The 17,760-nt window shown below is 59.9% G+C and carries 19 protein-coding genes; 6 read left to right on the top strand and 13 right to left on the bottom strand.

Annotation, left to right across the window (positions count from 1 at the left end; all coding sequences use genetic code 11):
- The first annotated feature begins 4 nt into the window (after nt 1-4).
- The 4 genes from AC1RQC_RS04105 to AC1RQC_RS04090 are packed head-to-tail and all read left to right on the top strand — an operon-like array spanning nt 5 to nt 3,430.
- Nucleotides 5-1,024, top strand: coding sequence for a glycosyltransferase family 2 protein (locus tag AC1RQC_RS04105; protein ID WP_492882509.1), 1,020 nt, complete (start codon nt 5-7; stop codon nt 1,022-1,024).
- Complete coding sequence (locus AC1RQC_RS04100) at nt 1,008-1,718, top strand: class I SAM-dependent methyltransferase (RefSeq protein ID WP_492882508.1); 711 nt, start codon at nt 1,008-1,010, stop codon at nt 1,716-1,718. Before AC1RQC_RS04105 ends, AC1RQC_RS04100 begins: the two co-directional genes overlap by 17 nt.
- The gene (locus tag AC1RQC_RS04095) at nt 1,715-2,056 is read left to right on the top strand and encodes an EamA family transporter (protein ID WP_492882507.1); all 342 of its coding nucleotides are present in this window, start codon (nt 1,715-1,717) and stop codon (nt 2,054-2,056) included. Before AC1RQC_RS04100 ends, AC1RQC_RS04095 begins: the two co-directional genes overlap by 4 nt.
- A 45-nt stretch (nt 2,057-2,101) precedes the next feature.
- Entirely contained in the window at nt 2,102-3,430 is a 1,329-nt protein-coding gene (locus AC1RQC_RS04090; protein ID WP_492882506.1) for a hypothetical protein, read from the top strand.
- Nucleotides 3,431-3,531: 101 nt separating this feature from the next.
- On the opposite strand, the gene AC1RQC_RS04085 is transcribed toward AC1RQC_RS04090, so the two are convergent.
- From AC1RQC_RS04085 to rfbB, 6 genes are all read right to left on the bottom strand, one after another.
- Nucleotides 3,532-4,422 (bottom strand): Wzz/FepE/Etk N-terminal domain-containing protein, encoded by an 891-nt coding sequence (locus AC1RQC_RS04085; RefSeq protein ID WP_492882505.1) that lies wholly within the window; start codon nt 4,420-4,422, stop codon nt 3,532-3,534.
- Between the two features lie 3 nt (nt 4,423-4,425).
- Nucleotides 4,426-5,523: an MraY family glycosyltransferase gene (locus AC1RQC_RS04080; RefSeq protein WP_492882504.1), complete on the bottom strand. Its 1,098-nt coding sequence runs from the start codon at nt 5,521-5,523 to the stop codon at nt 4,426-4,428.
- Between the two features lie 125 nt (nt 5,524-5,648).
- A complete protein-coding gene (gene rfbC / locus AC1RQC_RS04075; protein ID WP_492882503.1) occupies nt 5,649-6,200 on the bottom strand; it encodes a dTDP-4-dehydrorhamnose 3,5-epimerase in 552 nt (183 codons plus the stop codon).
- The gene (gene rfbA, locus AC1RQC_RS04070) at nt 6,197-7,075 is read right to left on the bottom strand and encodes a glucose-1-phosphate thymidylyltransferase RfbA (RefSeq protein ID WP_492882502.1); all 879 of its coding nucleotides are present in this window, start codon (nt 7,073-7,075) and stop codon (nt 6,197-6,199) included. Before rfbA ends, rfbC begins: the two co-directional genes overlap by 4 nt.
- 11 nt (nt 7,076-7,086) lie before the next feature.
- Nucleotides 7,087-8,004, bottom strand: coding sequence for a dTDP-4-dehydrorhamnose reductase (gene rfbD / locus AC1RQC_RS04065; protein WP_492882501.1), 918 nt, complete (start codon nt 8,002-8,004; stop codon nt 7,087-7,089).
- Nucleotides 7,994-9,058, bottom strand: coding sequence for a dTDP-glucose 4,6-dehydratase (gene rfbB / locus AC1RQC_RS04060; RefSeq protein WP_492882500.1), 1,065 nt, complete (start codon nt 9,056-9,058; stop codon nt 7,994-7,996). Before rfbB ends, rfbD begins: the two co-directional genes overlap by 11 nt.
- Nucleotides 9,059-9,309: 251 nt before the next feature.
- On the opposite strand from rfbB, the gene AC1RQC_RS04055 reads away from it, so the two are divergent.
- Nucleotides 9,310-10,146 carry a symmetrical bis(5'-nucleosyl)-tetraphosphatase gene (locus AC1RQC_RS04055; RefSeq protein ID WP_492882499.1) on the top strand — a complete coding sequence of 279 codons (837 nt, stop codon included), beginning with the start codon at nt 9,310-9,312 and terminating at the stop codon, nt 10,144-10,146.
- Between the two features lie 5 nt (nt 10,147-10,151).
- Here AC1RQC_RS04055 and AC1RQC_RS04050 read toward each other — a convergent pair whose 3' ends face one another.
- From AC1RQC_RS04050 to AC1RQC_RS04020, 7 genes are all read right to left on the bottom strand, one after another.
- On the bottom strand, nt 10,152-10,994 hold the full coding sequence (locus AC1RQC_RS04050; RefSeq protein ID WP_492810826.1) for a lysophospholipid acyltransferase family protein: 843 nt from the start codon (nt 10,992-10,994) through the stop codon (nt 10,152-10,154).
- Nucleotides 10,995-11,058: 64 nt separating this feature from the next.
- Nucleotides 11,059-12,333: a dihydroorotase gene (locus AC1RQC_RS04045; RefSeq protein ID WP_492882498.1), complete on the bottom strand. Its 1,275-nt coding sequence runs from the start codon at nt 12,331-12,333 to the stop codon at nt 11,059-11,061.
- A 75-nt stretch (nt 12,334-12,408) separates the two neighbouring features.
- On the bottom strand, nt 12,409-13,380 hold the full coding sequence (locus AC1RQC_RS04040; RefSeq protein WP_006160521.1) for an aspartate carbamoyltransferase catalytic subunit: 972 nt from the start codon (nt 13,378-13,380) through the stop codon (nt 12,409-12,411).
- 105 nt (nt 13,381-13,485) lie between these two features.
- Complete coding sequence (gene pyrR, locus AC1RQC_RS04035) at nt 13,486-14,013, bottom strand: bifunctional pyr operon transcriptional regulator/uracil phosphoribosyltransferase PyrR (RefSeq protein WP_492373262.1); 528 nt, start codon at nt 14,011-14,013, stop codon at nt 13,486-13,488.
- Nucleotides 14,010-14,447, bottom strand: coding sequence for a Holliday junction resolvase RuvX (ruvX, locus tag AC1RQC_RS04030; protein WP_416049437.1), 438 nt, complete (start codon nt 14,445-14,447; stop codon nt 14,010-14,012). Before ruvX ends, pyrR begins: the two co-directional genes overlap by 4 nt.
- Entirely contained in the window at nt 14,440-15,012 is a 573-nt protein-coding gene (locus tag AC1RQC_RS04025; RefSeq protein WP_043348720.1) for a YqgE/AlgH family protein, read from the bottom strand. Before AC1RQC_RS04025 ends, ruvX begins: the two co-directional genes overlap by 8 nt.
- A 137-nt stretch (nt 15,013-15,149) precedes the next feature.
- Nucleotides 15,150-15,857, bottom strand: coding sequence for a pseudouridine synthase (locus AC1RQC_RS04020; RefSeq protein WP_174422693.1), 708 nt, complete (start codon nt 15,855-15,857; stop codon nt 15,150-15,152).
- A gap of 182 nt (nt 15,858-16,039) precedes the next feature.
- Here AC1RQC_RS04020 and AC1RQC_RS04015 point away from each other — a divergent pair, with 182 nt between their 5' ends.
- The gene (locus tag AC1RQC_RS04015) at nt 16,040-17,590 is read left to right on the top strand and encodes a cryptochrome/photolyase family protein (protein ID WP_492882497.1); all 1,551 of its coding nucleotides are present in this window, start codon (nt 16,040-16,042) and stop codon (nt 17,588-17,590) included.
- The last annotated feature ends 170 nt before the right edge of the window (nt 17,591-17,760 follow it).

Here is a 17,760-nt window from a genome sequence, read left to right as displayed (position 1 = left end):
TAACATGACAAAGAGCCATCCTCCGAGGATCGCAGTTGTAATACCGGCATATAAAGTACGCAGCCAGGTCATGCGCGTCATAGCGGAAATCGGCGATCTGGTAAGCAGAATTTATGTCGTTGACGACTGCTGTCCGGAGGGGTCCGGAGCATTTGTAGAACGCGAATGCCTGGATAACAGGGTGAAGGTGATCAGGCTGCCAGAAAACCTCGGGGTCGGCGGTGCCGTAATGGCCGGCTATCATGCTGCCATCGCGGATGAGATGGACGTCGTTGTCAAAATCGATGGCGACGGCCAGATGGACCCGCGATATATCGCCGACTTTATTGAACCGATTCTGGCCGGGGAAGCCGACTACACGAAGGGTAACCGCTTCTTCAACTTGGACAGCCTGGAGCAGATGCCCAGGATTCGGTTGCTTGGCAATGCCGCACTCTCATTCATGAGCAAGCTGTCATCGGGTTACTGGGATTTGTTCGATCCGACAAACGGATATACGGCAATCCACTGCGAGGTGGCACGTCATCTGCCGATGCAGAAGATCAGTCGCCGGTATTTTTTTGAGTCGGACATGCTGTTCAGGCTGAATACGCTTCGCGCCGTTGTCATTGATATCCCGATGGAATCGAAATATGGTGATGAAGTCAGCAACCTAAAAATTGGCAAGGTGGTCGGCGAATTTTTTGTAAAGCATATCCGCAACTTCGTGAAGCGAGTGTTCTACAATTATTACCTCCGGGATCTGTCAATTGCGTCAATCGAGCTTCCCATCGGCTTGGCCATGCTGATATTCGGCTTCATCTTCGGTGCGATCGAATGGGTACAATCGCTTAATGATCACACGCCGGCATCGGCCGGTACAGTAATGCTTGCCGGCCTACCGGTTTTCATCGGCCTGCAGTTCATATTGGCATTCCTGGCCTACGATATTGGATCAGTTCCCAGGCGGCCACTCCATCGAAGCAAGGTCAGACAGAAGGCATTTCGAAATCTAAGTGGGGAAGCAGATGAAGGACGAAGATAAGGCCTGGACTGATTGGGTCGATAACTTTCACAGCCTGTATGACAGCTCGAATTATTCGAGCGCGCTTCAATCATGGATGATGGGCGCCAGCCACAAGCTGCTGGAGCGTCCTTTCGGTACCGATGCTGTTTTTAAGCATGTTCTCGAGATTGGCGCCGGGACGGGAGAACACCTCAAATTCGTCCGCCACAAATTCGACAAATATGTGCTTACGGATCAGAACGCAAAGACTCTGGGTGTTGCGAGGGATAAATTAGCGGCCTTGCATAACGGCAAGGTAGTGTTCGAAGTGCAAATGGGGGAGGATATCGCCCACCCCGACAACTCATTTGACAGAGTGATCGCAGCGCATGTGCTGGAGCATATTTATCCGCCGCACTTGGCTATCAAGGAATGGGTCAGGGTCATCAAGGATGGCGGAACTCTCTCCATCTTGATTCCCACGGACCCCGGGATGGCATGGCGACTGGGCAGAACACTCGGACCACGGCGAAATGCGCTTGCGCGAGGACTGGCCTATGACTATATCATGGCACGCGAGCATGTTAATTCCTGCACGAATCTCCTTGCGATTCTTCGCCATTATTTTCCGGAAGGAAAGGGGTCATGGTGGCCACTTGCCGTGCCTTCCGTCGATGCGAATCTTTTTTTCGCGTTCCACGCAAAAATCAAGAAAAGAGGTGGCGAACGATGATTACCTATGCAGTGGCCATCTTGTGTGTAGTTGGGCTGGCCCTGGGCCAGGTACTATTCAAGTTTAGCGCGAACGCTTCCCAGGTTGCCGGGACCTTCCTTTCGTTCAAGCCTCTTGCCACACTTTGTGCGGCAATGTGTCTTTATGGGCTGACCTCGCTAGCCTGGGTCTGGGTGCTTCAACGCACTCAACTGGGAAAAGTTTATCCCCTGATGGCTCTTGCTTTCCTGCTCGTGCCCATTGGCAGCCACCTGATTTTTGGCGAACGCTTTCACCCGCAATATATATTTGGCGTCATATTTATCATGATCGGTGTCATTTTGGCATCCAACGCATGATCTTTCGAATCTTGCCAAAGATCGACTAGCATTGACTGCATTCACATGAATAATGATAAGTACAGGTTTCTTACAGGTGGAATAACCGCTCTGTTGATTCTGGCAATCTGGACGTGTTTCGCCCCTGGCTTCATGTCCTACGACTCTGTTACCCAGTACAGAAGTGCTCTAGAGCAGAACTATTCGGACAGCCACCCCGCAATAATGTCGTATGTGTGGCATCTGTGCCTGGCACTGGTTCCTGGCCCTCAAAGCCTGCTCGTACTGCACCTGACGCTACTTGCCCTCGGCATATTCATCTGGCAGATGAATATTGTCAATTACCGCTGGAAAGCACTCATTCCCGCGATCTTCTTTTTACCCTGGATTCTGAACTTCGCTGGCGTCCTCTGGAAAGATGTTGGCATGGCTTTCTCGCTGCTGGTGGCTGCTGGTCTGCTGTTCAACAGTAGGAAAAGCGCAAAGATTGCCTTATTAAGCTTGCCTTTCCTGTTCTACGCGTTCGCCGTGCGGCATAACGCGATTCTTGCTACAGCCCCCCTCGTTTTTCTCGCGTCGCAACATCATCTCCGTGCGAGAAAAATATTCTATGGTGTGCTACTTACTGTGGTGATCTCTGCTGCGTTCTGGTTCGCAGTTTCCATGATCAGTTATGACTTCCTGAAAGCGGAAAGAAAACACTACGAAACGCTTCTCATGGGCGATGAGATTGCAAAGATTTCGGCGCAGACGGGGGAGAATTTGCTGCCTTGGGTAAAGCAGGATGATATGAATGCTTGTACCAAGCACCCTATCCTGTACGAACGCGCATTGTGCTTTATTAGTCGCGGCTACGATCCGAGCGGCAGCCTTATGACTGGGCGGTCCTATGAAGCGACTCACAAGCTCTGGAAGGATACGGTACTGGCAAATCCCCTACTCTCCGCGAAGATGCGTTGGGATGCTTTTCTCTATTTTCTTCGCTCACCGCATCTCCCGCCCGCATACGTATGGCAACCGGGAATCATGCAGAACGACATGAATATTGCGTTGTCACGCCCGGACAAAGCGCAACTGCTGGAAAACTATGTCACAACGAGCCAGAACGGAATCCTGAGCGAATTGTTCAAACCCTACACGTGGCTGATTCTTTCAATCATCATGCTGGCATTGGGGACCAAGATGCGACCGTCTGCGGAAAGAATGCAAGTATTTGCTTTGAATCTTTCAGCGCTGGGCTGCTATGTCAGTTTGTTGGCAGCTGTTCCTTCCGTTGATTTCCGGTACGCCTACTGGTGCATTATTGCAACCAATCTGTCAGTGATTGTTTTTCTGGCTGCTGGCTTGCGTGGCAGCAGATCATTGGACCAGATGCCAGTGGCTTCTCGTTCCTGAGATACTGGTCTTCGCTCGTTTTTTGCAAGGTGTCAACCGCCTGCTTCGAGTTCAACGTTAACAAGACATGCCGTCGCACGTTGAACTCGGGGCCTTAGTCGTTATTCCTGCTTCACACGACGTCTGGCTTCAATCGTTGCACCAAACAGCACACTCAGCAGTAGGCCGATCGCCAGGCCACCGGCACCAAACAGAGCCTTGCGTGGATACACATAGTGCCGACTGGTTTCAACCGGCCCGAGCAGGTGCGTATTATATGTACGCTCCTTGCTCAAAAGTTCCTGAAGGATGTTCTTGCGAAACCGCAAAAATCGAAGAGCTTTATCGTTTTCAGTGACCATTTCACTGAGTAGTACGTTTTCGGAGAATTTCCCGGTGACGCTTGCCTGACCACGATTCTTTACAATCTCGCTCAGCATGTCGCGCCGCTTCTCTTCGGTAACTACGCTCGCTCCTACCTCTGCCAAGTCGGCATTGAGCCTCTCGAGGGACGGGCGCATCAAGCCGCCGTGAATGCGAGCCAACTCGTCACCAATTGCCTGTGCGGCGCGTTTCGCTTCATCGGGTGAATAACCCCGCACAGTGAACTGTATGAGATCCGTCCCATTCAGAACCGTCGACTTTAGCGAGCGTCGGATCAAAGCCGCGGTGGCGTCGTCGTCAGGCCCCACTGTATCCCCAAGAGCCTTCAGGACGCTATCCGTGAATTGAGGCATTCTCACCCGCTCAAGAGTGCGTGCGATCGGTTCAATCGGGGTAGGCGGTGCTGGCCCGGTCGTCACCTCGTTCGCTACTTGACCAATCTGCAATACCCCGGTTGCCTCCCATTGCTTGGGAATCACAAACGTCACACAAATACCGACGGTCAGCCCCGCCAGGCTCAGGATCAGTATCTTCCAGGCATGTCGCCTGAGAAAGCGAACGACGTCGTCAAACCTTATGACTATACCCTCCTCCTCAGTGGCGAGGGTAGCGACCGAATTCATTTCCATAACCTATCTCTTTATAATCATCCATCGTGGCGACTGAAACCGAACGATCCGCCAGTACAACCACACATACAAAACAATGAACAGGCCGATAAAAATCAGCAGAATCATCCGGTTACTCCAGAACAACGTCGCCGGCAGGACCGCCATAAGGCTCAGGAGCCAGAGATAGGGAGACGTCATCGAATTTCTTCGCAGCATATGTCGCTCATCTTTACTGCCAACAGCCCATCGCATAAGGCGCTGATAAATCAATGTGTGTAGATGGACGCCGTCCGGATAGCCGGCCGGCACTCCCTTCAAGACGCGCCGACGATAAATTGAAAACAGAGTCTCAAAGATCGGATAAATCAACATCAAGACGGGATACCAGGCAGACACTTGCGGATTACGCAGAACCAGCAGTATCCCGCACTCTGCAAGCACAAACCCAATCAGATAAGCTCCGCCATCACCAAGGAAAATGTGCCCCGCCGGGAAATTCCAGATAAAGAACCCCAAAATTGCACCGACCATGGCAAAGGCCACGGTGATAATCAAGGGATCGGCCACCTGGAAAGACACATATGCCAGCGAAACAAACATCATCATCGCCACCATCGATGCTAGCCCATTAAAGCCATCGACAATATTGATTGCATTGGCAACACCGGCAACCGCCAATACCGTGATAAGACCAGAAACCAACGGCATTGCGAGCGCCATATCGAGAAAATGGACATCGATACGAACGATGCGTGCATCGAGCAGATATGCCGCAAGGGCTGCAGAAATCATCGTCGCGATCAATCGCTCTCTCGGACTCACCCGCTTTGTCAGGTCCTCGATAAAGCCGGCGACAAATGCAGGCGCTGCGCTGCACAGGAGTAAAAAATAGGGGATGCCTATTGCTTTGAAATCTCGAACAAAGAATGCTGCGACACTCACACCCATCAGAGCGAGCGCAATACCGAGTCCACCCACGCGAGGAACCGGGCGGGCGTGGAATTTCTGAACCCCGTTCAGGTCCCAGTCCGCAGTAATGTGCGCGTGTACGCTTGAATAGCGTATCACCATCAGCGTAAAGAGAAACGAGAGTACAAAAGCAATCGAAAATGTCAGCATATGGGAAAGCGTTATACCGCTACTAGGAGCCGAGTTGCGATTGTTTGCAGTCGGCTGATGATCGCCTTTTCCTGACGCAACTCACGGAATTGCGCTTGCCTTGGACAACAATCACGGCGTAGCGGTTACTCGAACAGATCGGCCTCAGCTAGCTTTTTGCCTACAGCATCCTTTGCGGCAAGTATTGGGTCTCCTTCGATCGGCCATTCAATACCAACATCCGGATCGTTCCAGATCAGGCTTCGTTCATGCTGTGGGAGCCAATATTCCGTTACCTTATACAGGAACTCAGCTTCATCCGAAGTCACGATAAAGCCGTGCGCAAATCCCTCCGGAACCCAAAGCTGCCGTTTATTTTCTGACGAAAGCGTAACGCCAATCCATTTTCCGAAATTTGGCGAGCTTCTGCGCATGTCTACGGCGACATCGAATACTTCGCCGGCCACAACGCGAACCAGTTTTCCTTGGGGATGCTGAAGCTGGTAATGCAGGCCGCGCAGCACATTACGCGCGGAGCGCGAATGATTATCCTGAACGAAAGTGCACTTCCGCCCGGTCGCCTGCTCGAATTCCTTCTGGTTGAAGGACTCGAAGAAGAAGCCACGGCTGTCTCCAAATACTTTGGGCTCAAGAATGAGCACCTCTGGCAAGCTCGTAGGAATGACGTTCAGCATCACTTAATGGCCTCCGAGACAATCTGCCGCAAATACTTTCCGTAGCCGTTCTTGGACAACGGCTTGGCCAATACCTCCACCTGTTCGGCATTGATCCACTTGCTTCGATATGCAATCTCTTCGGGACACGCCACCATCAAGCCTTGCCGATTCTGAAGCGTGGCGATGAAACTGGCCGCTTCGAGCAGCGAGTCATGGGTGCCGGTATCCAACCACGCATACCCCCGCCCCATGATCTCGACGTCCAACTCACCGTTGGCCAGATAGTGCTTGTTCACATCGGTGATTTCCAACTCGCCACGCTCCGACGGCTTGATATCGGCAGCGATATCGCAAACCTGATTGTCGTAGAAGTAGAGGCCGGTCACCGCGTAGTTCGAACGCGGTTTCGTCGGCTTTTCTTCCAGCGAAAGGGCGCGGAAGTTTTCGTCAAACTCGATCACGCCATATCGCTCCGGGTCGTGCACGTGATAGGCAAAAACAGTGGCGCCATCATGCTGTTTTGCCGCGCTGTGGAGCTGACGCACGAGGTCGTGTCCGTGGAAAATATTGTCGCCGAGAATCAGGGTCGACGGATCGTTGCCGATGAAGTCACGGCCGATGATGAAGGCTTGTGCCAGGCCATCGGGGGACGGCTGCACTGCGTACTGAAGGTTAATACCCCAGTTGCTGCCATCGCCAAGCATATCGGCAAAGCGAGGGGTGTCTTCCGGCGTGGAGATAATCAGGATGTCACGAATCCCTGCCAGCATCAGCGTGGACAGCGGATAGTAGATCATCGGCTTGTCGTACACCGGCAGCAACTGCTTGGAAACTGACCGGGTAATCGGGTATAGCCGTGTACCGGAGCCTCCGGCCAGGATAATGCCTTTGCGCATATTGATGCCTGTTATCGCAGGATCTGGTCCAGCAGGAAATGAACGCCCTGCTCCCAGCATGGGAGGTGAATGCCAAAGCGTTCCCGAAGCCGCGTCGTATCGAGCCGCGAATTTGCGGGCCGCGGGGCAGGCAATGGATACGCCGTCGCTGGGATAGCCTCTACCCTCTCAGGGGCCGCTCTCAATTGGACGCCGTGTAACTTGGCGTACCGAAGCACTTCCGTCGCATATCCATGCCAACTCGTCTCTCCGCCCGCGGCAAGGTGATAGACACCTGAAGGAAAGGCTTCGCGCGCACCTGCCAACCAATGGCGCGCCACGATCTGCGCCGTGACATCGGCAATCAGCGATGCCGTGGTAGGGGCGCCGAACTGGTCGGCAATCACCCGCAGGTTCTCTCGCTCTCTTGCGAGCCCCAGCATGGTCTTGGCGAAATTGCCACCGTGCGCCCCGGCCACCCAGCAAGTTCGCAGTACCAACGCCTTGGCACCTGTTTCGGCAATGGCCTCTTCTCCTGCCAGCTTGCTCTTGCCATAAACCGACTGGGGATTCGTCGTGTCGGTTTCGACGTACGCGCCAGCCTTGGTGCCATCGAAAACATAGTCGGTCGAATAGTGCACCAGCAAACTGCCGAGCGCCTTCGCCTCCTCGGCCAGCACTCCGGCCGCGGCGCCATTGACAGCATACGCGGTGTTGACGTCCATCTCGGCCCTGTCCACCGCGGTATAGGCGGCAGGATTGATGATCACGTCGGGCCGGTACTGCCGAATCAACTGGCGCAGCGCATCCGGACGCGAGAGGTCGCAAGTGGCACGGTCAACTGCAATCACATTGCCAAGCGGCGCCAAGCTCCGGCGAAGTTCGAATCCGACCTGGCCGTTGCTTCCTGTTACAAGAAGGGTAGGAATGCTGCGCACCTTATGCGGCATATTGTTTTGCCACCCAGTTCCGATACTCACCGGACATCACATCTTGCACCCAGCCCTGGTTCTCCAGATACCACTGGACGGTCTTGCGCATGCCGGTCTCGAACGTCTCGGCCGGCTTCCAGCCGAGTTCGCGTTCCAGTTTGCGCGCATCGATGGCATAGCGCCGATCGTGGCCCGGACGGTCCTTGACGAAGGTGATCTGATCCCGGTAGGAACCGGCCGCCTTCGGACGCAGTTCGTCGAGCAGGTCGCAAAGGGTGTGGACCACGTCCAGATTGGTCTTCTCGTTCCAGCCGCCCACGTTGTACGTCTCGCCCAGGCGGCCGCGCGCCAGCACTTCGCGGATGGCGGCGCAGTGGTCACCTACATACAGCCAGTCGCGCACGTTCAGGCCATCGCCATAGACCGGCAAGGACTTGCCGCCAAGCGCGTTGGCGATGATCAACGGAATCAGCTTCTCGGGGAAATGATAGGGCCCGTAGTTGTTGGAGCAGTTCGTGGTGAGAACCGGCAAGCCGTAGGTGTGGTGGTAGGCCCGTACCAGATGGTCGGACGCTGCCTTCGATGCCGAATAGGGGCTGTTAGGCGCGTAGGCCGTGGTCTCGGAGAATTGCGGATCGCTGGCTTCGAGGGAACCGAAGACCTCGTCGGTGGAAACGTGCAGAAAGCGGAAGGCTGCCCTGCATTCGTCATTGAGCGCGCTCCAGTAAGCGCGCACGGCTTCGAGCAGGGTGAAGGTGCCGACAATATTGGTCTGGATGAACTCGCCAGGACCATGGATGGAGCGGTCGACATGGCTCTCCGCGGCGAAATGGACCACGGCACGGGGCTTGTATGTCGTCAGCAATTGGTCGAGCGCGGCGCGGTCGCAGATATCCGTTTGCGAGAAGACATGGCGAGCGTCGCCATCCAGCGAAGCAAGCGTCTTGCGGTTGCCTGCGTAGGTGAGCTTGTCGACATTGACAATGCCGTCGGTAGCCCCGGTGCGGAACCAGTTCAGAACGAAGTTCGCGCCGATGAACCCCGCACCGCCCGTAACGAGAATGTGAGACAAAAGTTGTGCTCCCTGCCTATCGATATATTTCGAGGACCCGACCAATGCCGAACGCCCGCCTTGGTCCATTGTGGGGACGGCGGGATCTTAAGTACCTGCAGAAGTGGCGGTATTCTATCCGACCGGGGGCGGGGGCTTACCCGGAATAGACATCTTTTTGTAGCCTGTTGTAACGTCCCATCGGAAATTTCAGCACAATGTTGCCAATTCAAACCGTTTTACGTGTGTGATCAATCAGGCAATTTATTTTTGTGACTAATACGCACTATTTTGCTGTTGGCGACCTTCAGGGTTGCGCCTGTTCGCTTGACGAACTCATTTTCCAGCGTTTACCCGCTGACAGCCAATTGCGCTTCGTAGGCGACCTGGTAAACCGCGGCCCTGCCTCCGCACGCACGCTGCGAACCGTCCGCCAGCTCGGCGAACGCGCCGAAGCCGTGCTCGGCAACCACGACATCCACCTGCTGGCTGTGGCCGCCGGCGTGCGTAAAAGCGGCCGTAGCGACACTTTGGCTGATATCCTCGAAGCGCCAGATTGCGATGAATTACTCACTTGGCTAAGGCATCGCCCCCTGGCCATCCACGAAAACGGCTTCCTGCTCGTGCACGCGGGCGTGCTTCCGCAATGGACCACAGAGCAGACAATGGCGCTGGCAGCAGAAGTCGAGCGCGAACTGCGCGGCCCGGGCTGGAAGGCGTTCCTGGCCGACATCTTCGGCAATGCGGCGGACCGGTGGGACCCGGCCTTGCGGGGCATCGAGCGTCACCGTGTCGTGATCAACGCCCTGACCCGCCTGCGCTTTTGCAACGCCGACGGCGTGATGGACCTCAAGAGCAAGGAAGGCCCCGGCAGCACGCCGGCCGGCTTCATGCCCTGGTTCGATGTTCCCGGACGGCGCACCGAAGACACCACGGTGGTGTGCGGGCATTGGTCCACGCTCGGATTGGTGATGCGCCCCAACCTGATGGCGCTGGATACTGGATGTGTCTGGGGTGGCAAGCTCACCGCCGCGCGCTTGGCGGCGGATCTGGCTGATCGCACACTGATTCAGGTGGAGTGCCCGCAGTACTGCGATCCGCTGGCCTGAGCCGATCAGGCAGCCGGCGCGGGAGAATCCGCGCTCACATCGCCTTCGTTGAAGGATTGCTCGCTCTCGCGCCCTTCGTTCACGCGCACCGCGAGTTCCACTGCGTGCTGTTGCGCGCCCTGGCTCAGATGGCTCACTACCGCGCGAGCCGCCTCGGCCAGGTCGCGCCGGCTGGCGCTGGTGGCGGTGAGGGCTGGCGCAAAGCATAGCCTGGCGGTGATCGGCGGCGCCCGCAGGATCGCATCGAGCGTTTCCAGCAGGCTCAGGTCGCCAATATAGGCTGGCGCCAGCGTCGGCTGGCCCGTCGCGGCATCCAGGTAAGCCAGCCCGACCGGCTGCACCGGCAGCCCGCCCGATATCGGCGCTTGCATCAGGTTGGCGTGGAACGGCAGCACGCTGCTGCCATCCGTGGTTGTGCCTTCCGGGAACACGCAGACCAGATCGCCCTGCAGCATCACGTCGGTAATGGCATGCAGCACGCGATGCGCGTCGCGCTTGCGCGCGCGTTCGATGAAGATGGTGCCGGTCTGCCCGCACAGCCAGCCGATTACCGGCCAGTCGCGGATTTCGGATTTGGCGACGAAGCGCACGGGCTGCCAGCTATTGATGACGTAAATATCCAGCCATGAAATATGGTTGGACACCACCATCGCGCCATGCGGCATGGCCTGCCCCGGCTGCAGTCCCTGGACCTCGAGCGTCACCCCACAGATCCGCAGCAGCCGGCGCGACCAACGCCGGATATGCGACTGCCGCGACTCTACGCCGAGCCAGGGGAACAGCACCGCGCAGGTCAGGAGGCCGCGCAGCAGGTGAAGGATCAGGGCGAACTTGCGCAGCCAGATCATGCTGGCCCCACTGGCGAACTCGCTTGTACCATCTTGTCCGATTTCCCTCGGGCCGGCATGGTGCTCAGTGCAGTTCGTAGACGACGTGGCCGCCGACCAGCGTGGTGCGCACGCGCCCACGCATCTCGTAGCCGAGCCACGGCGAATTCTTGCCCTGGCTCTTGAGCGCGCGCCGCTCGACCTTCCATTCCTGCTCGGGATGGAAGATGCAGATATCGGCGGCGCTGCCCGTGCTCAGCGTGCCGGCAGCCAGACCGAGCACGCGGGCCGGCTCGGCCGTGATGCGGGCTAGCGCCTTGCCCAGCGGCACCTTGTGCTCCTCGGCCCAGCGCAGCGTCAGCGGCAGCAGCAACTCCAGCCCGGTGGCGCCGGGCGAGGCCTCGGCGAAGGGCAGCAGCTTTTCGTCGTCGTCCACGGGGGTGTGGTCCGAGCACAGTGCGTCGATGGTGCCGTCGGCCAGCCCGGCCACGATGGCGTCGCGGTCGCGCGCGCTGCGCAGCGGCGGCGAGAAGCGCATCTGCGAGTTGAAGTAGCCGATGTCCATGTCGGTCAGCGACACGTGGTGGATATTGACGTCGCAGGTCACCTTGAGGCCTTCGCGCTTGGCCTGGCGCACCAGCTCGATGCCCGCGGCAGACGAAAGACGGCACAGGTGCACGCGTGCGCCGCTGGCGCGCATCAGCTCGAAGATAGTGTGCAGGCGCACGGTCTCGGCAATCACCGACATACCGGACAGGCCCAGGCGCGACGCCACGGCGCCGCTGGCGGCCACGCCGCCACCGAGGTACGGGTCTTCCGGGCGCAGCCAGACCGTGAAGCCAAAGGTCTGCGCGTACTGCAGGGCGCGCAGCAGCACCTGGGTGTTGCGGATCGGCGCTTCGGCCTGCGAGAAGCCGATGCAGCCGGCCTCGGTGAGCTGCGACATCTCGGTCAGCGTCTCGCCCTTGAGGCCCAGCGTGAGCGCACCTAGCGGATACACATGGGTCTGGTTGAGCGTGCGGGCGCGGTACTTGAGCATCTCGACCAGGCCGGGCTCGTCTAGCACGGGGTCGGTGTCGGGCGGGCAAACCAGGCTGGTCACGCCGCCGGCGGTGGCTGCCGCCACTTCGGATTCGAGCGTGGCCTTGTATTCATAGCCCGGCTCGCGCAGCCGCGCGGACAGGTCGACCAGGCCGGGGCAGACGATCAGCCCGCTGGCGTCGATCGTCTTGTTGGCGTGGAAGTCCGCCGGCGCGCTGCCCACGCCGACGATCTTGCCGGCGGCAATGTAGAGGTCTTGCTGCGCATCGACGTTCGCGGCCGGGTCGATCAGGCGGCCGCCCTTGATGTGGATCTTCATATCGTGTCGCTTGGCTTGTATTCGGTTGTTCTGGCTTGCCTGGACCTTGTCGGTCGGGCGCTATCCATCATGAGATCAGTCGTGGTTTCCGGCCACGATGCCCATCACGGCCATGCGTACCGCAATGCCGAAAGTCACCTGGTTGAGGATCACGGACTGCGGCCCGTCGGCCACGGCGGAATCGATCTCCACGCCACGGTTCATGGGGCCCGGGTGCATCACGATGGCATCGGGCTTGGCCAGCGCCAGGCGATCGGGCGTGAGGCCATAGGCCTTGAAGTACTCCTGCGCCGAGGGCAGCAGCGCGCCGCTCATGCGTTCGTTCTGCAGGCGCAGCATGATCACCACGTCCACGCCCTTCATCCCCTCTTCCATATTGTGGAAGACACGCACGCCCATCTGCTCCAGCCCCGAAGGCAGCAACGTGCGCGGGCCGATGGCGCGCACTTCGGGCACGCCCAGTGTGGTCAGCGCGTGGATGTCGGAGCGCGCCACGCGGGAGTGCAGGATGTCACCCACGATGGCGACCGTGAGATTGGTGAAATCCTTCTTGTAGTGGCGGATCGTGTACATGTCGAGCAGCCCCTGCGTGGGGTGCGCATGGCGGCCGTCACCGGCGTTGATGACATGCACATGGGGCGCAACATGCTCGGCGATCAGGTAGGGCGCGCCGGAACTGGCGTGGCGCACCACGAACATGTCGGCCGACATCGCCGACAGGTTGTTGATGGTGTCGAGCAGCGACTCGCCCTTGCTGGTGGACGAGGCGTTGATGTTCAGGTTGAGCACGTCCGCGGAGAGCCGCTTGGCGGCAATCTCGAAGGTGGTGCGGGTGCGCGTGGAGTTCTCGAAGAACAGGTTGAACACGCTTTTGCCGCGCAGCAGCGGCACCTTCTTCACTTCGCGGTCCGAGTCGGACAGCGAGACGAACTGGCTGGCGGTGTCGAGGATGTGCGCGACCATCTCGCGCGACAAGCCCTCGATCGAAAGCAGGTGCTTGAGCTCGCCGTTCTTGGTCAGTTGCGGGTTGCGGAACGTCTTGATCATGGCAGGTAGAAAGGGCCGGGCGGTGGCGTTGACTGGTCTGGGCAGGTCTGGGTCTGGCTTGCCGGCGTGCCGTTGCGGGCGCGCCGGCCGGTGGGCTGGGCAGGCTTAGTTGCCGGTGGCCTCGTTGGCGAAGGCAAAGCGCATGTCGGAGCCGGTGCCCTCATGCGACAGCACCAGCGTGGTCCCGGGCGGCAACGCCACGTGCGTGGCGGCAAAGTCGGCAGCCGCCGGCAGTTCGCGGCCGCCGCGATCGACCAGCACGGCCAGCGCCACGCGGGCCGGGCGGCCATAGTCGAACAGCTCGTTGACGGCGGCGCGGATGGTGCGCCCGGTAGCCAGCACGTCGTCGATCAGCAGGATCTTGCGGTCTTGCACGTCAAAGGGCAGCGTGGTCGGCTGGGCCTGGCTATGCAGGCCCTTCTTGGCATAGTCGTCGCGGTGGAAGGCAACGTTGATGACCCCGTGGGCCGCCAGCTGCAGGTCGGCGGCGAGCCGCTCGGCAATCCAGGCACCGCCGGAATAGATGCCGGCGACCGACCATTGCGCGCGTTCGGCCTCGGGCAGCGCGGCCTGCACCTGGTCACGCAGCTTACGGTAGAGCGCCTCGGCGTCGAGAGAGGAAGTCTGGGTCATAGCGGATGCTGGTCGAAGTACTGTTGCAGGATGATGCTGGCGGCCTCGGCATCGAGCGCGCCCTTGCGGGCGCCGGCCATCTCGGCGGCAATCGACGTGTAGCTTTCGTCCACCCAGGCCACCGGCAAGCCGAAGCGGCCGTTCAACTGGTTGCCGAAGCGGCGTGCGAGCCGCATCGAAGGCTGCTGGCTGCCATCCGGATTGGTGGGCATGCCCACCACCAGTTGCACCGGCGCCCACTCGTCGATCAGCGCGGTTACCGCCTCGAAGCGGCCTTCCACTGTGATATTGGGGATGATGACGAGCGCACGGGCCTCGCGCGTGACAAAGTTGCCAAGCGCAACGCCGATCTTCTTTTCGCCATAATCGAAGGCCAGGACGGTGCCGTCGGAGGGCAACTGGCGCGGCGCTGGCGTCGCTCCGTCCTCAGGCATGCCCAGCCTCGCCCGAGAGCATGGTGAAATCGATGCCCAACAGGCGTATGGCGGCGGCGAAGCGTTCCTCGGGGGGCACGCTGAAGATGATTTCGGGATCGGCCTGGACAGTCAGCCAGCCATTGCGGCTGAGTTCTTCCTCCAGCTGCCCCGCGCCCCAACCGGCATAGCCCAGCGTGAGCAGGAAGCGTTGCGGGCCGCTGCCGTTGGCCACGGCCTCCAGCACGTCCTTGGAGGTGGTCATCTCAAGTCCGCCGGGTACGGCCAGCGACGAGACATAGATGCCAACCGGATCATGCAGCACGAAGCCGCGCTCGGTCTGCACCGGCCCACCGAAATAGACCGGTTGCTGCGCCACCGGCTGGATCTCCAGCTTGAGGTCGATCTTGTCGAACAGGGTGGCCATATCGATATCGATAGGCCGATTGATCACCAGGCCCAGCGCGCCGCGGTCGTTGTGCTCGCACAAGTAGACGACGGAACCCGAAAAAGTCGGGTCTGCCATGCCGGGCATGGCAATCAGGAACTGATTGGTGAGATTGATTGGGGCTTCCAGCGTCGCCATTCCTGCATTTTATCAAATCGTTGCCATCCGTCCGGAAAAGATTCGCGGAATGCCGCAACGCAACATTCCGACGCTTGCCCGGTGCGCTTGCTTGCTGGCCTCTATGCCAGCGTCGATGCTCGCTTGCCGCCGCCTGCTTATTCCTTGCGCGTCAGGGCGGCCAGATCTTCCGGCGTCAGCCAGCGCCAGTCTCCCAGTGCCAGGGTCGGCTCCAGCACCAGCCCCCCGATGGCGCTGCGGTGCAGGGCTTCCACATGGTTGCCAGCCGCGGCCACCATGCGCTTGACCTGGTGGTACTTGCCCTCGGTCAGGCTAAGGCGCAGGCTGCGCTCGCCGGTAGCTTCGCAGGCGGCCGCCGCGATCGGGGCCGGCTCGTCCTCCAGCTGCACTCCCGCCACCAGCGCATCGACCTGCTCTTGGGTGACCGGCTCGGCGGTCGTCACTTCATAGACCTTGGGCACCTTCTTCTTGGGCGAGGTCTGGGCGTGGATGAACTGGCCATCGTCCGAGAGCAGCAGCAGGCCGGTGGTGTCCTGGTCCAGCCGCCCGACCGCCTGTACCTCGCGCTGGCGCAGCGGCACCGGCAGCAGGTTGTACACGCTGGGATGGTGGCGCGGGCGCTGCGAGCATTCGTAGCCCACCGGCTTGTTCAGCAGGATGTAGGCCTTGGTGTGGCCAATCCATTCCTCGCCGTCCACGGTCAGGCGCAGGCCATCGACCTCGAACTTGGCGCCCGGATCCTCGCACAGGGTACCGTCGACCTCCACCAGGCCGGCCCCGATCAGGTCGCCACAATAGCGGCGAGTGCCGAAGCCTTGGGATTGGAGGATGCGGTCGAGTGTCATGGCCATGGCTTGCTTCTTGATATCTGGATTACTGGATTACTGGATTACTGAAATACGGGCCGGCTGTTCGGCGCTGCGGACAACGCTGGCCGGCATGCCGGGCCAGCCCAAGCGCGCGGCGCATGCCTGACGCTATGGTAGGGTAACAGGCTTCGCCAGCCCAACTTCCGGAGCGCCCGATCTTGCCCCCATCCCCCGCCGACGCCCGCCAACCCTATCGGATCGACCGGCTGTTCGAGCGCGGCCTGGTCTGGTTCCGGCGCGACCTGCGCGCCGACGATCACGCGGCGCTGCATTATGCCCTCAAGCACTGCCGCCAGGTATGGTGCGTCTTCGTCTTCGACCGCGAGATCCTGGATCCGCTGCTGGCGCGCGGCCTGGCGGCCGACCGCCGGGTGGCATTCATCCTGGCCTCGCTGGCCCCGCTGGACGAAGCACTGCGCGCGGCCGGCGGCGGCCTGATCGTGCTGCACCGCCACGCGCGCGCAGCCATTCCCGAGCTGGCCGCCGAGCTCGGCGTCACCGCCGTGTTCGCCAACCACGACTATGAGCCCGCCTCGCTGGCCCGCGATGCCGAAGTCAGGCAGGCGCTGGCGGGCCAGTCCTGCGCCTGCTTCAGCTTCAAGGACCAGGTGATCTTTGAGCGGGATGAGATCCTGACCGGCCAGGGCAAGCCCTTCTCGGTCTTCACGCCCTACAAGAACGCCTGGCTCAAGGCCTTGCTGCCGTTCGACCTCAAGCCCTACCCGGTCGAGCCTTATCTGAAGTCACTGGCCGCTCCGCCGAAGGCTTACGTGCGGCCGCTGCCCACGCTGGATGCACTGGGCTTCGCCCCCTCCAACCTGGCCGAGATCGCCATGCCCACCGCCAGCGCCGGCGCCCACGCGCTGTTCGACGAGTTTTGCGAGCGCATGGGCGACTATGCGCGCCGGCGCGACTTCCCCGCCCTGCGCGGCCCGAGCTACCTGTCGGTGCACCTGCGCTTTGGCACCCTGTCGATCCGCACGCTCGCCCGCACTGCCCACGCCGCCACGCTGCGCGGCGGCGCCGAAAGCGCCGGCGCCGCCACCTGGCTGTCGGAGCTGATCTGGCGCGATTTCTACTTCATGATCCTGCACCACCACCCCCGGGTCGCCGCGGGGCATGCCTTCCACCCCGCCTACGATGCCATCCGCTGGCTCAATGGCGACACCGGCGAGCGCTACTTCCAGGCCTGGTGCGACGCCAGGACCGGCTACCCGCTGGTGGACGCCGCCATGCTGCAGATCCGGCAAAGCGGCTACATGCACAACCGGCTGCGCATGGTGGTAGCGAGCTTCCTGGTGAAGGACCTCGGCGTGGACTGGCGGCGCGGCGAACAGTACTTCGCCGACCAGCTCAACGACTTCGACTTCTCCGCCAACAACGGCGGCTGGCAGTGGGCCGCCTCCACCGGCTGCGATGCCCAGCCCTACTTCCGCATCTTCAACCCGACCACGCAGTCCGAGAAATTCGACCCGCAGGGACGATTTATCAGGAAGTACTTGCCGCAACTCGCGCGCCTGCCGGACAAGTACATACATGCTCCCTGGACAGCCTCCGAGGACGTGTTGCTAGCAGCCGGGGTCAAGCTAGGCGAAAACTACCCGCGGCCGATCGTGCAACACGACGTGGCCCGCAAGGAGACGCTGGCGCGGTATTCAGTAGTGAAGGAGAAGGCAGGAATCGACTCTGCACAGCCCGACGGTGACTGAGAACCAAAGAGCCGTAAGCAACGATTCATTGCAGCCGTGTTTTTCCCGCCCGGAGGGCGGGAAAAACCCACGCGCGATGCGAAGCGAGCCGTGAAGGTGTGCCAAGGCCGTATGGGGCGCCTCGGGATTCGGCGAAAAGAGCGGAAAAGAGGGACCCATGTCTGAGTATC

It is taken from the genome of Cupriavidus sp. GW822-FHT03E04 (assembly GCF_058801495.1).
Note: the sequence above shows the minus strand (reverse complement) of the source record. Positions and strands in the feature narration are given on the sequence as shown.

Bases quoted from the DNA above. Each gene is read 5' to 3' on its own strand.
- AC1RQC_RS04105 (WP_492882509.1), top strand. From the start codon at position 5: ATGACAAAGAGCCATCCTCCGAGGATCGCAGTTGTAATACCGGCATAT.
- AC1RQC_RS04100 (WP_492882508.1), top strand. From the start codon at position 1,008: ATGAAGGACGAAGATAAGGCCTGGACTGATTGGGTCGATAACTTTCAC.
- AC1RQC_RS04095 (WP_492882507.1), top strand. From the start codon at position 1,715: ATGATTACCTATGCAGTGGCCATCTTGTGTGTAGTTGGGCTGGCCCTG.
- AC1RQC_RS04090 (WP_492882506.1), top strand. From the start codon at position 2,102: ATGAATAATGATAAGTACAGGTTTCTTACAGGTGGAATAACCGCTCTG.
- AC1RQC_RS04085 (WP_492882505.1), bottom strand. From the start codon at position 4,422: ATGGAAATGAATTCGGTCGCTACCCTCGCCACTGAGGAGGAGGGTATA.
- AC1RQC_RS04080 (WP_492882504.1), bottom strand. From the start codon at position 5,523: ATGCTGACATTTTCGATTGCTTTTGTACTCTCGTTTCTCTTTACGCTG.
- rfbA (WP_492882502.1), bottom strand. From the start codon at position 7,075: ATGCGCAAAGGCATTATCCTGGCCGGAGGCTCCGGTACACGGCTATAC.
- rfbD (WP_492882501.1), bottom strand. From the start codon at position 8,004: ATGCCGCATAAGGTGCGCAGCATTCCTACCCTTCTTGTAACAGGAAGC.
- AC1RQC_RS04050 (WP_492810826.1), bottom strand. From the start codon at position 10,994: ATGATCTGGCTGCGCAAGTTCGCCCTGATCCTTCACCTGCTGCGCGGC.
- AC1RQC_RS04045 (WP_492882498.1), bottom strand. From the start codon at position 12,333: ATGAAGATCCACATCAAGGGCGGCCGCCTGATCGACCCGGCCGCGAAC.
- AC1RQC_RS04040 (WP_006160521.1), bottom strand. From the start codon at position 13,380: ATGATCAAGACGTTCCGCAACCCGCAACTGACCAAGAACGGCGAGCTC.
- pyrR (WP_492373262.1), bottom strand. From the start codon at position 14,013: ATGACCCAGACTTCCTCTCTCGACGCCGAGGCGCTCTACCGTAAGCTG.
- ruvX (WP_416049437.1), bottom strand. From the start codon at position 14,447: ATGCCTGAGGACGGAGCGACGCCAGCGCCGCGCCAGTTGCCCTCCGAC.
- AC1RQC_RS04025 (WP_043348720.1), bottom strand. From the start codon at position 15,012: ATGGCGACGCTGGAAGCCCCAATCAATCTCACCAATCAGTTCCTGATT.
- AC1RQC_RS04020 (WP_174422693.1), bottom strand. From the start codon at position 15,857: ATGACACTCGACCGCATCCTCCAATCCCAAGGCTTCGGCACTCGCCGC.